Source organism: Pseudoalteromonas sp. S3260 (assembly GCF_005886925.1).
Lineage (GTDB): Bacteria > Pseudomonadota > Gammaproteobacteria > Enterobacterales > Alteromonadaceae > Pseudoalteromonas > Pseudoalteromonas tetraodonis.
The window spans coordinates 1-13,405 of record NZ_PNCV01000042.1 but is presented as its reverse complement, the minus strand read 5'-3'; the positions used below and the strand labels follow the sequence as shown (position 1 = coordinate 13,405).

Sequence of the window (13,405 nt, the reverse complement as noted above, 5' to 3'; positions counted from 1 at the left end):
AAATTATTTTTATCGAATTGAGTGAATTCTCCAAATGAATAAAGCCCATGTTACAGAGCACCTGCGCTTTGCCTTAGATGAGCAACTAAATACTGCTAAAATTGCAGCTCAAACAGCCCACGATACCGCTACCCATGAAGAAAGTATTGCAGAGACCCAATACGATACCCTCGGGCTTGAAGCTGCCTATTTAGCACAAGGCCATGCAGAGCGAGTTAATGAGTGCTATAAAGAAATACAACTATTTGAAGCCATATACAACGAACCCGTTACAGGCACTGTCGTTATAAGCTCATTGGTATGTTTAGAAGACGATGCCAGCACACAAAAATGGTTTTATTTAGGCCCAGCAGCTGGTGGATTAACCGTTGATATTAAAGGCACAACCATTCAAGTACTTACCTCTGGCGCACCATTAGGCCAACAGTTATTAGGTAAACAAGTCGATGATGAAGTTAGTTTAACACTCGGTGATGTAAAACATAGTTACGATGTGGTTGAAGTGCTTTGAATGTAGTATTTATTTGTCTCTTACTCTGAGGCGCAGCATCTCGTAGGCCTCTTTGTTAAATTATTGCCTAAAACTTATAGAATAAAATTAAAGATGAGCCGTTTATGAACTTGGTATTGGTCAGTGATATTTTTGGTAATACAGCGGCTTTAAAAGCATTTGCTGAAAAACTAAACGCTCAGTCTATTGTCGATCCCTATGGCGGGGTTGATATGGCATTTAACAGTGAACAGCAGGCCTATGAGTATTTTAGTCAGCATATAGGCCTTGATGAGTATGTCGCTATTTTACAAAAAGCGATTAAACCACTCGCTGGCAACACTATATTGATTGGTTTTAGTGTTGGCGCATCGGCAATTTGGTCAATGTCTGCACACCCGGCGATTAAAACGATAGCTAAGGGCATTTGTTTTTACAGCTCGCAAATTAGGCACCATACAGATATACAACCACAATTTGAGATTGAACTCATTTTTCCGCATTATGAGCCGCACTTTGATGTTAAATCATTACAGGTGGAGCTTGCAACAAAGGCTAATGTTAGCGCAAAGCATGTTGAATATTTACATGGTTTTATGAACCCACACTCAAGTAACTTTAATCAACATGCTTACGATAAAACAATAGCTGCGCTATTTCAAAAGCTAGGTAAGAAGTGTTTATAGCTCGATGTTAGCTGGTTTCAATCATTCATTATCGAGGCATTTATAGCGTCAACTTATAAGATTTGCTTGAGTCTGATAATCATTAACGGATAAGCAGTTAAATAAAGGACATAAATTTAAGGGAATATTATGGAGATGGGGATTTTTACCGTCACAACTACGGGTGTTTTACTCACGGTTTTAATTATAAAGTACTTAACTTTTAGGCCTGAGCGTGTTTTTTCTGATATTGGAGAAAACGTTCTACTTTGCAAAAAACCTCACTGGTTCAATAATAATAAAAGTAGAATGCAGCTTATTCCTAAAGGGGCGATAATTAAAATACAGCTAGCGTCAAATACCGTTACTTTATTTTGTAAAAGTGGCAATGTTATTGATATACCAGTGCCAAACTCAAAGTTTACTGCCGATGTTTTGCAAAGCGCAAAAACACACTTTCACAAAGCAGAAGTAGTAATACTAGACAACTAACACACCACTATGAGAACTGAATTTAGAGTTTAAATTTTTAAAAGGCGCTGAAAATCAATTAGTTAAATTGGATGTCAGTTTGTTAATGCAATAAAGCGCCAAGATTACACAGGTTCTTGCTGTATTTAATTGTTTATCTCAATGGGTTTAGGCTTTTTTAACAAATTTAGCCGTCACCATCATTTCACCTATGCCATCTACTTTACAGTCAAGCTCATGATCTTTTTTATCAAGTACACGTCTTACTAAGGCCTTGGTGCCAATTTTAATAACTTGTGAGCTACCTTTAATTTTTAAATCTTTAGCTACGGTTACTTTGTCGCCATCAGCAAGTAAAGTGCCGTTTGCGTCTTTCACTAAAATAGCGTCTTCGTCATTAGTAACATTCGGGTTCCACTCATAGGCACATTCTGGGCATATAAGCAGTTGTTGGTCTTCGTAAACGTATTCACATTGGCACTTAGGGCAAGCGGGAAGAGACATGATGATCACTTTTAGTGGTAAATTTTGGCTATTTTAAAACACAAATTAACAATAAAAAAGTTCATCAAATATTTTTATCTTCACGCTAAAAATATCTCGTTTGTGTGGATGTAAAAAAGGGCTTATAAATCACATGTCGCTTAAGCAATTTAAGCGCTAACGTTTATAGTAGATATTCGTTAAAGCACCTATCGTATTAAGTGATTTGCTATTTGCTGCACTTAGTGCGATAGGTGTTTCTATTTGCTGTTTTATTCGCTGAGCTAACTGATTAGCAAGGCTGCTTTGTATATTTTGACTTAACTAGGAAAAGTCGTGTTTAAAACCTTAATTGTGGTTGATAACAATGAGCAAACGCTTGCTCTTTCATTTGAAAATGTCATTACCTTTGACACCTATTTACGAGATTACCCCAAACGCAACGAACCAAAAACCCGCATAATAAATCTATGTGATGCTAGCCAGTATTTAAGTAAAGGCTATTACTGTTCGTTACTTGCTGAGGCGCGCAAGCATCAAGTATTACCGAGTGTAAAAACAATTAACGCGCTTCGAAGCAATCAAGCGTCATTACAAAATATTGGCCATATTGATGGTGCTGTTTATTTTGGTCACGCGGGAAATGAACAACAAGCTAAAGCCGCTAAATCGGTATTTAAACAATATCCAGCGCCTATTTTATTTGTAGATGAGCAAGGCCTATTACAACAAGGATCATTAGCGTCCTTGAGCGAGCAGCAACACACTGATTTTGTTGAAAAACTAAATGAGTTTACCCAAACACAGTGGCGAATTGGTAAAGTAGAGCGCCGTTTCCGTTGGGATATGGCGATATTGGTTGATCATAACGAAAAAGTACCGCCAAGTGATAAAGATGCAATAGCCCGTTTTATAAAAGCAGCAGCGAAACATGGTATTAACGCAAAAGCACTCAGCTTTGAGGAAATAGACAATATTGCCCAATTTGATGCGTTGTTTATTCGCCAAACAACAGCGATTGATCACCCAACCTACCGTCTTGCAAGTAAAGCGCAAAGCTTAGGTTTAGTGGTGATTGACGATGCGGAGTCTATTTTACGATGCTGTAATAAAGTGTACTTACATGATGCATTTAATTATCAAAAAGTACCGAGCTTAAAAACCGTGGTGGTGGCAGATCAATCAAAAGACACAATTGAGCAATTAGAAGCGTCGTTTACTTATCCGCTGGTATTAAAAATGCCAGAAGGGTCGTTTTCAAAAGGCGTGTATAAAGTTGCTAATCGTGATGAATTAGAAACTAAGCTTAGTGAGTTATTTGCTTTAAGTGCGCTAGTTCTGGCGCAAGAGTACATGTACACAGAATACGATTGGCGTGTAGGGGTACTTAATGGTCGTGCTATTTATGCGTGTCGTTATTTAATGGCGCGTAACCATTGGCAAATATATAACCATGACGCAAAACGCTTTTTCTCTGGTGGCTTTGAAACATTGCCTACGTTTGAATTACCTAAAGCTGTACTGGATGCTGCTTTAAAAGCATGTAAAACCGTGGGTAAGGGTTTATACGGTGTGGATGTAAAAGAGCATCAAGGCCGTGCGTATGTGTTGGAAGTAAACGATAACCCAAGTATTGATCACAAAGTAGAAGATGGTTACTTAGGTGATGAGTTATACATGATCATTATGGATGAGTTTAAACAGCGCCTTGAAGCACGAGGTCGCGGCTAATGCTTAACGCATTGTCTGATATAACGATTTTTGCAGGGGCGGATATTAGTATTCGCCCTGCAAGCGCGAGTGATTTAAACGCCTTAGTGGCGCTTGAAAATGCCTGCTTTAGTAACGATAAGCTTAGTGCGCGAAGTTTAAAGCGTTGGCTTAGTGCTAAACATGGGATTTTATTAGTTGCCGAGCACAATGCGCAATTATGTGGTTACGGTTTGGTGTGGTGCCATAAAGGCACGCGGTTAGCGCGTTTGTATTCGTTAGCCGTATTACCGACGATGCAGGGCAAAGGAATCGCTAAAACGCTGCTTAAAGCCCTTGAAAAAGCCACTAGTGAGCGTGGGCGTATTTATTTGCGTTTAGAAGTGGCAGTAAATAACGACAGTGCCATAGGGCTTTATAAAAGTGTAGGGTATCGTGTTTTTGGTCAATACAGTGATTATTACGATGATCACAGTGATGCCTTGCGCATGCAAAAAAACATTCGCCAAACCAGCGAATTGCAAGTTGAGCGTTTAACGCCATGGTATCAGCAAACTACCGAGTTTACCTGTGGGCCTGCGGCATTATTAATGGCAATGGGCTCGCTTGATAACAGCACAGAGCTGATTCAGTCACATGAATTAGCTTTATGGCGTGAAGGCACCACCATTTTTATGACCTCGGGACATGGCGGTTGTCATCCGTTTGGTTTGGCACTGGCTGCAAATAAACGGGGGTTTAAAAGTGAGGTCATTGTTAATACCTCAGAGCCATTATTTTTAGATGGGGTACGCAGTGATAATAAAAAAACGGTGCTGGCGACGGTACATCAGCAATTTGTTGAAGGCATAGCCGCGGCTAATATTCCTGTTACCTATAAAGATGTTGAACTAACCGATATAGAAACGTGGTTAAACCAAGGTTTTAGTGTGTTGCTGTTAATAAGCACTTATCGGTTTGATGGAAAAAAATCACCGCATTGGGTATGTGTTACTCATTTAGATGCGCACTGTGTGTACGTACATGACCCGTTTTGCGAACCAGGTAACGACAACCAATTAGCGATTGACTGTCAATATGTGCCAATTGCACGCAGCGATTTTAGTAAAATGTCGGCTTTTGGTAGTCAAAGGCTTAGAACGGCAGTTGCTATTGGTAAAAAATAATAGATTAGGATTTTAAGTGACATTTTTAGATTTTATCGATGTAGCCCCATACTCGTGGGCAGCTATTGGTACGGCGGCTTTTTGTGGGGCTATTATTGGTATAGAACGGCAATTGCGTGGCAAACCTGTAGGGATCCGTACTTCTGCACTGATCACCTTAGGTACTTACTTGTTTTTATCGACTGCGTTTAATTTACAAGGGGATGTGATTGATCATTCTCGCGTAGTCGGGCAAATAATTACCGGCATCGGCTTTTTAGGCGCAGGCGTAATGCTGGCAAAAGACGGTGCGGTAGTCGGGGTTACTTCTGCTGCCACCATTTGGGTATTGGCCTCCATTGGCGTGATGATAGCAACCGAAAACCTCGGGGCTGCTATTAAGCTCTCGGTGCTTGTGGTGGGTATTTTATACGGCGTTGACGTGCTAGAAGCTAAGTTTAAAAGCTTAAGTAAAGGCGTGCATGCTAAAGTGAAAAGTTATCATAAACGCTATTATCGAAAAGACAGTATTGATACCGAGCGCCACTAATTAGTGGCGTTTTTATGCGGGTAGTGCTTTGTTTTGGAAGCTAAGCGCATCTTCAATTGGTGCGGGGCGGCCAATAAAATAACCTTGTACACTGTCTACATTGAGTATTCTTAACGAGTTTAGTTCTTCTGCGGTTTCGATCCCTTCGGCAACAATGGTGCAGTCGATTGCTTTTGCAAATCCACACAATGCTTTTGCCAGTAAAAATTTACGATCGTCTGTGTTTATATTTTGAGTCAGGCTAATATCTAATTTTATAATATCGGCCTCAAGCTCTAGTATGTGCTGAAAAGAGGAAAAGCCAGCGCCTACATCGTCAATGGCCAAGCGCAGACCTTTGTTTCTGAGAGGCCTAAGTGCAGCTCGCATTTTTTCGTAGTCTGAGATTGGCGAATGCTCAGTAATTTCTAATACTAGCCTAGTGCAGTCAATGTTTTGTAATGTATTTTCAAGTGCACCGCTAAGAATGTGCGAAGGCGAGCAATTAATGGCAATGTAAGTTGTATCATTTAACTGTGCCATGTCTGCGACTGCATTTTTAATAGCGAGCATTTCTAATGCTTCATTTAAGCCAACCTTACTTGCTTCTTTAAACCATATATCAGGGGTTTTATAAGGAGTGGTAAAAAACCGAGCAAGTGATTCAAAACCTACAACTTTATTATTTAGTTGACTATAAATAGGCTGAAAATAGATACTAATATCATTATCGCTAATAATTTGCTCAATAGTTGATTTTGTGTGGTTGTACGATACGCTTTTATCTAAACTCTTTTCAATTAATCCGGTCGCTATTTCTGAAATAATATTTAAAAAAGATAAATCGCGCTCATTTAAGCTCTCATCATGGTGTGATTTATAACAACAAAACGTACCATATAATTTCCCGTTCGACAGGTTGATAGGTACACCTATATATGCCCCTATACCTAATTTTTTTGTAACCGGCATCGCTTTGGTTATTGGGTTTGCTTTGGTATTAGTAATAATAGGGCTAAGCTTGTTGTCGGTGATTTGTTGGCAATACGTTTCATTAATCGGATCGGCATTACCCACTTTAACAATTTGGTTTTCAGAGGGGTTATCGACTACTTTAAAAACACGCTCATCGTTAATAAATTCAGATATAAAAGCAACATCCATATCTAAATGTTTACGAACCAAAGTGAGTAAGTTAGCTAGTTTAGCCTTAATGGATGCGTTGCTTTGTTGTTCGACAAGCAAATTGGTTAATTCATCCATCGGCTATCTCCCTATGTTAATACCACTACACCTAATGAGTAATACTATAATTTATATATATAAAAAGATCTAATCAAGGCCTATCAATCTTTGTTCACGCATATTTAAATTTAGGCTAATATTAGCTGTTATAGTAAGTAGGCTTACATATAAGTTGTAGTTATTATCTATTTTTTAATCCTAGGCTGATATGCTTGAAGTTTATGGGAGGCAATAATTTAAAGGGATATTAATGCATCAGCATTCATTTGATAAAACAGAATCAGTCAGATTAACCGTATTCAAAAATATAAGCTTAATAATTACATTAGTTGCTTTAGTTGTCGCTTACGTTAATGTGTTTATGAGTAAAAATTATGTTTTGGGCTTTATTGAACTTGCATTAGCTTTTTTTTTGTATTTATACGTATCACCAAACGAGAACAAATCGCTCTAAATTATGGCATCGCTATGCTGTTATTTATACTTACTTTGCAGTTGTGTTGCTTGCTATCACCGCAATTAACTTAGAGACTGGCATATCGCATTGGGTGTGTACTCTTCCTGTATTGGTTTACTTATTGTTTGGAAAAAAGCATGGCTTTATAAGCAGCTGTAGCTTTTTGATTACGTTGTTACTGCTGTTTTATGTGATCGACAAACGGTTAGTTGAAATAAATTTTAAGCTCATCATTAATCTTTCGCTGACGTATATTATTGTGTGGGGTGTTTCACATGTTTTTGAATCGATGAGAGCCTCTAATCAAGAGGAAATTATTAATTTAGCATTACGCGACAGCTTAACGCAGGCTTATAACCGGCGTGCTTTTAAAAGCCATTTTCATAACCATATCGACTTTTCTAACCCCTATTGTTTTGCCTTAGCTGATCTGGATTTTTTTAAAAAAGTAAACGATAAATATGGGCACGATGCCGGTGATGCAGTGTAGGTGCAATTAACGCAGTTATTTAAAAAACATTTAGGCGATGAACATGTTTATCGTTTTGGCGGTGAAGAATTTACATTGGTGGTAAATGACGACATAGAGGTCGCTATAATCACAATGGATAAGCTAAGAACTGACATACAAAATCATCAATTTACTTATATGCAGAGCACGTTAAACATCACTATCAGTATTGGCTTGGTCGGTATTGATGCACATGTGCATACTCACCTGAGTGAAATTTTAAGATTAGCCGATAATTATTTATATTTAGCTAAAAACAACGGTCGAAACTGCGTTGTCAACGGCCTGAATAAAATATCAAACAAGGGCAAAGAAACATTAACCAAATAACTTTCGTCTGACTACTTTTCTGTATTCGCTCGGGGTTTGGCTCAATACCTTTTTAAACACACGGGTCAAGTGTCCTTGATCGTTATAGCCAACTTCTAACGCGACTTCCTGAATTGATAAGTTTGATGAGGCCAGTAATTCTTTTGCACCTTCAACACGTAGCTGCTGCCAATACTCTATAGGGCTTTGATTTGTAGCAAGTCGAAACCTGCGTGTAAACGTGCGGTAGCTTAAGCTAAATTGTGCCGCGACTTCTTGTAAATCTAACTCACTAGATAAATTAGTTTTTAACCAAAATTGTATTTGTGCAATAAGTTCATCAGCATGTCGGTTAACGGCGCCTTCTAAATAGCGTTGATCTTCGTAGGGTTTACGTATTTCATGTGAAAAGTTCCGCTCAACATGCTGCGCCGCTTCTTTACCATAGTATTGGCTAATAATATGAACAATAACGTCAGCTAAGGCATTTAAACTGGCTACCGTATACATGCGCTCTGATTGGGTAATAAAAAAATCAGGTTTTAAGCTAACGTTTGGATAATCTTGAGAAAATTGCTTGGCATAATGCCAGTGAGTGGTTGCAGGGTGACCATCAAGTAAACCGGCTTCTGCGAGCAAACAATTGCCGGTACCAACGCCAATAATATGGCTTCCCATGGTAAAACTCTCATTGAGCCAATTAACTATTGGTTGATTCGTTTTAACAACCGGGCGTGGATTACGCCAAATACTCGGAACAATGATTAAATCGCAATAGGGGGCGTTATCACTGCTGCAATCAGGCACGATGGCTAAACCTGTTCTGGTTGCAATAGGAGCCATATTTTTTGCAATTAAATGAATATTCAGTGCTCTAAAGTGTTGCTTACTAGTGTGCCCTTTGGCGAACGCTTCACCTGCTCGGAGCATTTCAATTGGCAAGGTTAAACTAGTTACCAGTAGATGCGAGTAAACAGCAATAGCTATATTTAATGGTGGATTTGTTGGATTATTGCTCATTTAAATGCTCCGACCAGTTGCTTTTGGCCTTTTATGCTTAATATTTGGCTATTAAAGCACAAAGATGTGTGCGTAATCCATTTAAACTAACTCCATATTCTTATAACACGTTTTTTTAAAGGTAAATTATGACCGCATTACCCGTCATTGTCGGCATGGGAGGCATTAATGCCGCTGGCCGTACTTCTTTTCATCAAGGTTATCGTCGTATCGTGTTAGATAGCTTAGAGTCTCAAGCTCGCCAAGAAACATTTTTAGGCCTCGCCACATTAATGAATTTAGTGAGTGTTGTGAATGGACAACTACAAGACATGCAAGGCAATAATGTTGAGCAAAGCGACATAGAAGCACGTTTTGGTGAGCAAATTATTGCAGGTACATTAATTCGTAAAATTGAAAAACAACATTTTGATGTAGATGCCACGCCATGGCAGCAAAAAATGACGTTAACCGCATCGGATGAAAACGCGATTGTGTTTGAAACACGCCGTCGTGATTTACCTTCGCCAGTTCCTGAAAGTTGGCACGTAGAAGAGCTTGAAAATAAAAAAGTGAAAGTAACTATTGCTGCTCAATTTGATATTAAACATGATTCTACTCGTGATAACCCAATTAAATCTGCTGGGCAACTACCCACAGGGTTTGATCCGTCAATTATGTACAATAGCCGCTACCAACCTCGTGGTTTACAAGCCACTATTTTTGCTGCCACCGATGCAATAAAATCAACCGGACTTGATTGGCAATACATTATGAATAGTGTTGAGCCTGATAAAATTGGTACCTATTCAGCATCGGTTATTGGCCAAATGGACGATAAAGGATTAGGTGGGTTAGTCAAAGCGCGCCAGCAGGGTGATCGCGTCAGCACTAAGCAGCTAGCACTGGGTTTAAATACAATGTCGACCGATTTTATCAATGCCTATGTTACGGGCAATGTAGGGACTACTTTTTCTACATCGGGTGCGTGTGCTACTTTTTTATATAACTTGCGCGCAGCAGTAAATGATATACAAGCAGGGCGCACACGTGTTGCAATTGTGGCAAGTGTAGAATGTGCGATTACCCCTGAAGTGGTTGAAGGCTTTGGCAATATGAGTGCGCTGGCTAATATTGAAGGTTTGCGCCGCTTAGATGATTTAAGTAATGACGATGAACCTGATTATCGTAGAAGCAGCCGCCCATTTGGCGAAAACTGTGGCTTTACTTTAGGTGAAGGCGCACAAGTGGCTTTATTAATGGATGATGCGCTGGCACTTGAACTAGGTGCAGACATTATGGGCTGTGTGCCTGATGTATTTGTTAACGCCGATGGAGTAAAAAAATCAATTACTTCACCTGGGCCTGGTAACTACATTACCATGGCAAAATCGGCTGCACTTGCCAGTAGCTTACTAGGTAAAGAGGCATTACAGCAACGTAGCTTTATTTTAGCCCATGGTTCAAGCACACCACAAAACCGCGTAACTGAGTCGTTAATTTATCATAAAGTAGCGCAAACATTTGCAATAGATAATTGGAAAGTAACCGCCCCTAAAGCGTATGTTGGCCATACTATAGCACCTGCCAGTGGCGATCAGCTTGCCATTGCCTTAGGTGTATTTAGTCATAATATTATGCCGGGTATTACCACTATAGATAAAGTGGCTGATGATGTTTATGCAGATCATTTAGATATTCGTAACAGTCACTATGATTGTGGTGATATGGATATTGCATTTATAAATTCTAAAGGGTTTGGTGGTAATAATGCAACAGCCACAGTGCTTTCAGCAAAAGTAACGATGCAGATGCTTGCTAAGCGTCATGGCGATGAAATGATGGGGCTCTATACCAGCAAACATGCAGCGGTAAAAGAAGCACAACAGCACTATCAACAACAAGCAGATTTAGGTCAATACGCGATAGTTTATCGTTTTGGTGATGGGCTGATTGATGAAAATGACATTGTTATTGATGAGCACAGCATTCAGCTGCCAGGCTTTGAAAAAGCAATTATATTCAATACAACAAATTCCTATCAAGATATGTTCTAAGCACACATACTTGTTAGCAAGGCGCTTTTTAAGCGCCTTTTTTAATGACTAAAAACAACAGCGTAATAACTAAATATATTTAGCAATCAGGCTGTTTTTATTACGATATTTCCAGTTTAAGTAGCGCTTAGCGAGTAAGGCGGTAAGCACAACCACTACAGCTATCATCGCCATGGTTGCAATATAACTCATACCATACCCTGATGGTAAGCCAACAAGGGTTTCACCATAGGTCATATCACTAAAGTTAAATCCAAGAGCAGGTATTAAAAGCCAACTGATAGCATGCAGCAAATACAAGTGAGTGAGGTAAGAAAACATGCTGGTTTTACCTAGGACTTGCAGAAAATTTTGCGAAAAACTAGCCTTTAAGTGGCTCAATAGTTTTAGCGCAATTAAACCAAGCCCTACAGTAAGTAACATAAATTGTAACGACAACGGATATTTAGTCGGATTTAAAAACGACATAATAGTCAGCAGTGGATCTGTATGTGTAGAAAACTGTGACATATCACCGTATAAATTAAAGCCGCGTAGTATTGAATAAAGTGCTAGGCAGCTCATACCCAAAATAAACGCGTAATTCATCACTTTTTTACTATAATGCTGAGATTTATAATATACACCTGCATAATAAGCCAAACACATGAGTCCAACAATAGGCGCAACGGGGTAGGTCGTTCTAATAGAAAAACCAAACGGCAGTGCTAATACATTTTTTTGATGAACGATAGACCACAGTGTATGCGCGATGGTGTTACTTTCAAAGGTAATACCATCTAATAAGTTATGACCAAATACCAGTATTAACCCAGCTATAAATACAGGGTATATACCTATTAAGCGAAGCAAGCCAAGCACCACAAAGCCCCAGCCAATCGCCCAAATTACTTGAGCATATAACATCGGGAAAAGAGGGTTAAAACTCCATGACCATGACACAATTGTAAACTCAAATAAAATAAGCACTAAGCCTCGAACTATTAAAGCGTTAGCAAACTGACGAGTACACGCGTATTTATGCTCTGTAATAGCGGCGGAGAGGCCTGCTAAAAATACAAATAATGGCGCACAAAAATGCGATATAAAGCGTGTGAAAAAAGTAAGCGCATCTGTACCGGGTATGGTCATGGGATCAGTTACTGAATAATTTAGACAATAATACATGCCGTGATCTATCACCATAAATATGATGATAATGCCGCGTAATAGATCAATATGATGCAAGCGACTTTGCGATAAAGATAATGACATAAAATACAATTAACAAGAATGAAAAAAAAGAATTTGATTATATGTTATATTATATCAAAAGGCGAGTTTGAAGATTGAATTTAACAGGGTGATCGCATCAGCGCTAAGCAATTAATTATAATTTTCATTATTTAAATCTTTTAACATACCTAAGCGTTATGAAGTTTATTACTGCCAACAAAATAGCTATTTCATAGCGGCTGTACGCAATAGCGATACCAATTAAACCCATATTCCAAATACTCGCAGCTGTTGCTGTTCCAGATGTAGACTGGTTATTTTTTAAAATAGCGCCACCACCAATAAAACCAATACCTGTAATAATACCTTGTAACATTTTAGATTGCGCCTCTGCCCCCTCCAAAACTGACATAGCAATCAGTGCATAACCACATGATGCGACGGCAACTAAAGGAAACGTTCTTAGACCTGCACCATTATGGCTATGCTCTCTATCATATGCCATTGGCAGGGCAAGTAAATACGCCATGCCAAGATGAATCAAGTTATCAATAATGTCTCTCCACTGTAGATCAATTTCCATTGCTATTTCCACGGATAAATTTTAAATAAGTAGCAAAAATTGAACCAAGGTATTAATTTAAATAAAATCATTGTGTTACCTTTGCTTTATCGAGGGGGATGAGTGGCGTTAGCAATATTTACACAATAAAGTGCGTTTTTACCCAGCAATGAATTTCAGCTGCGTACCACACAAGCAAACTCTATTATGTAAAATTGTGGGGCTTACATATTTCTACAACACTCCTTTTTTAAGTCGTATATAATTTGGCTTATTTGCAACGAGAGTTTACATGCGCATTTTATTAATTATTATCTTTTTAAATGTATTAAGTGGTTGCACAGTAATGGGTATATTTTTGGATGAAACGGCGAGATCCAATTTAAACATCAATAGCACTAATAGCTATGTAAAGGATAAAGATGGTTTTAGTTTTAGCAAACTTGGTTACGAAACTGATAAAGCCATAATTGAATTTATAAAAGGAGATGACGGTGTGATTAAAAAATGTAGGCAGGTTACTAGGGTCTGTTGACCTTTCAAGGTTAAATTTACAG

The 13,405-nt window shown here is 38.7% G+C and carries 13 protein-coding genes and 1 pseudogene; 9 read left to right on the top strand and 5 right to left on the bottom strand.

The features are described 5' to 3' along the window. Positions 1 to 34: 34 nt before the first annotated feature. Together CWC14_RS08215 and CWC14_RS08210 are read left to right on the top strand one after the other, a co-directional pair. Positions 35 to 511, top strand: a complete 477-nt coding sequence (locus CWC14_RS08215; RefSeq protein ID WP_138562292.1) for a GreA/GreB family elongation factor — start codon at positions 35 to 37, stop codon at positions 509 to 511. A gap of 104 nt (positions 512 to 615) precedes the next feature. Further along, entirely contained in the window at positions 616 to 1,176 is a 561-nt protein-coding gene (locus CWC14_RS08210; RefSeq protein WP_138562289.1) for a dienelactone hydrolase family protein, read from the top strand. 618 nt (positions 1,177 to 1,794) lie between these two features. On the opposite strand, the gene CWC14_RS08200 is transcribed toward CWC14_RS08210, so the two are convergent. Further along, positions 1,795 to 2,130 carry a zinc ribbon domain-containing protein YjdM gene (locus CWC14_RS08200; RefSeq protein WP_013464836.1) on the bottom strand — a complete coding sequence of 112 codons (336 nt, stop codon included), beginning with the start codon at positions 2,128 to 2,130 and terminating at the stop codon, positions 1,795 to 1,797. A gap of 315 nt (positions 2,131 to 2,445) precedes the next feature. Here CWC14_RS08200 and CWC14_RS08195 point away from each other — a divergent pair, with 315 nt between their 5' ends. From CWC14_RS08195 to CWC14_RS08185, 3 genes are read left to right on the top strand one after another with little or no spacing between them, the layout of a single operon-like run. Next, complete coding sequence (locus CWC14_RS08195) at positions 2,446 to 3,840, top strand: RimK family ATP-grasp domain-containing protein (RefSeq protein ID WP_138562287.1); 1,395 nt, start codon at positions 2,446 to 2,448, stop codon at positions 3,838 to 3,840. Next, complete coding sequence (locus CWC14_RS08190) at positions 3,840 to 4,985, top strand: GNAT family N-acetyltransferase/peptidase C39 family protein (RefSeq protein ID WP_138562285.1); 1,146 nt, start codon at positions 3,840 to 3,842, stop codon at positions 4,983 to 4,985. Before CWC14_RS08195 ends, CWC14_RS08190 begins: the two co-directional genes overlap by 1 nt. A gap of 16 nt (positions 4,986 to 5,001) precedes the next feature. Further along, a complete protein-coding gene (locus CWC14_RS08185; RefSeq protein WP_013464839.1) occupies positions 5,002 to 5,514 on the top strand; it encodes an MgtC/SapB family protein in 513 nt (170 codons plus the stop codon). A gap of 12 nt (positions 5,515 to 5,526) precedes the next feature. On the opposite strand, the gene CWC14_RS08180 is transcribed toward CWC14_RS08185, so the two are convergent. Then, the gene (locus CWC14_RS08180) at positions 5,527 to 6,756 is read right to left on the bottom strand and encodes a sensor domain-containing phosphodiesterase (protein ID WP_138562283.1); all 1,230 of its coding nucleotides are present in this window, start codon (positions 6,754 to 6,756) and stop codon (positions 5,527 to 5,529) included. 232 nt (positions 6,757 to 6,988) lie between these two features. Here CWC14_RS08180 and CWC14_RS19970 point away from each other — a divergent pair, with 232 nt between their 5' ends. Then, positions 6,989 to 7,192, top strand: a complete 204-nt coding sequence (locus CWC14_RS19970) for a hypothetical protein (RefSeq protein WP_349654505.1) — start codon at positions 6,989 to 6,991, stop codon at positions 7,190 to 7,192. A 43-nt stretch (positions 7,193 to 7,235) separates the two neighbouring features. After that, positions 7,236 to 8,036, top strand: a pseudogene (locus CWC14_RS19965) (GGDEF domain-containing protein). On the opposite strand, the gene CWC14_RS08170 reads toward CWC14_RS19965, so the two are convergent. Beyond that, positions 8,025 to 9,035, bottom strand: a complete 1,011-nt coding sequence (locus CWC14_RS08170) for a GlxA family transcriptional regulator (protein WP_138562281.1) — start codon at positions 9,033 to 9,035, stop codon at positions 8,025 to 8,027. The pseudogene CWC14_RS19965 and the gene CWC14_RS08170 sit on opposite strands and share 12 nt — an antisense overlap. A 128-nt stretch (positions 9,036 to 9,163) precedes the next feature. Between CWC14_RS08170 and CWC14_RS08165 the strand changes: the two genes are divergently transcribed. Further along, the gene (locus CWC14_RS08165; protein ID WP_138562279.1) at positions 9,164 to 11,071 is read left to right on the top strand and encodes a beta-ketoacyl synthase; all 1,908 of its coding nucleotides are present in this window, start codon (positions 9,164 to 9,166) and stop codon (positions 11,069 to 11,071) included. A gap of 69 nt (positions 11,072 to 11,140) precedes the next feature. Here the strand turns inward: CWC14_RS08165 and CWC14_RS08160 are convergent, their stop codons facing one another. Beyond that, positions 11,141 to 12,325, bottom strand: coding sequence for an acetyltransferase domain-containing protein (locus tag CWC14_RS08160; RefSeq protein WP_138562277.1), 1,185 nt, complete (start codon positions 12,323 to 12,325; stop codon positions 11,141 to 11,143). 127 nt (positions 12,326 to 12,452) lie between these two features. Continuing rightward, positions 12,453 to 12,869 (bottom strand): MgtC/SapB family protein, encoded by a 417-nt coding sequence (locus tag CWC14_RS08155; protein WP_076921067.1) that lies wholly within the window; start codon positions 12,867 to 12,869, stop codon positions 12,453 to 12,455. A 271-nt stretch (positions 12,870 to 13,140) separates the two neighbouring features. Here CWC14_RS08155 and CWC14_RS08150 point away from each other — a divergent pair, with 271 nt between their 5' ends. After that, positions 13,141 to 13,383 carry a hypothetical protein gene (locus CWC14_RS08150; RefSeq protein ID WP_249928723.1) on the top strand — a complete coding sequence of 81 codons (243 nt, stop codon included), beginning with the start codon at positions 13,141 to 13,143 and terminating at the stop codon, positions 13,381 to 13,383. The last annotated feature ends 22 nt before the right edge of the window (positions 13,384 to 13,405 follow it).

What these genes read in the sequence shown, in the direction of transcription:
- CWC14_RS08215 (WP_138562292.1), top strand. Translation starts at nt 35, where the DNA reads ATGAATAAAGCCCATGTTACAGAGCACCTGCGCTTTGCCTTAGATGAG.
- CWC14_RS08210 (WP_138562289.1), top strand. Translation starts at nt 616, where the DNA reads ATGAACTTGGTATTGGTCAGTGATATTTTTGGTAATACAGCGGCTTTA.
- CWC14_RS08200 (WP_013464836.1), bottom strand. Translation starts at nt 2,130, where the DNA reads ATGTCTCTTCCCGCTTGCCCTAAGTGCCAATGTGAATACGTTTACGAA.
- CWC14_RS08190 (WP_138562285.1), top strand. Translation starts at nt 3,840, where the DNA reads ATGCTTAACGCATTGTCTGATATAACGATTTTTGCAGGGGCGGATATT.
- CWC14_RS08180 (WP_138562283.1), bottom strand. Translation starts at nt 6,756, where the DNA reads ATGGATGAATTAACCAATTTGCTTGTCGAACAACAAAGCAACGCATCC.
- CWC14_RS19970 (WP_349654505.1), top strand. Translation starts at nt 6,989, where the DNA reads ATGCATCAGCATTCATTTGATAAAACAGAATCAGTCAGATTAACCGTA.
- CWC14_RS08170 (WP_138562281.1), bottom strand. Translation starts at nt 9,035, where the DNA reads ATGAGCAATAATCCAACAAATCCACCATTAAATATAGCTATTGCTGTT.
- CWC14_RS08165 (WP_138562279.1), top strand. Translation starts at nt 9,164, where the DNA reads ATGACCGCATTACCCGTCATTGTCGGCATGGGAGGCATTAATGCCGCT.
- CWC14_RS08160 (WP_138562277.1), bottom strand. Translation starts at nt 12,325, where the DNA reads ATGTCATTATCTTTATCGCAAAGTCGCTTGCATCATATTGATCTATTA.
- CWC14_RS08155 (WP_076921067.1), bottom strand. Translation starts at nt 12,869, where the DNA reads ATGGAAATTGATCTACAGTGGAGAGACATTATTGATAACTTGATTCAT.
- CWC14_RS08150 (WP_249928723.1), top strand. Translation starts at nt 13,141, where the DNA reads ATGCGCATTTTATTAATTATTATCTTTTTAAATGTATTAAGTGGTTGC.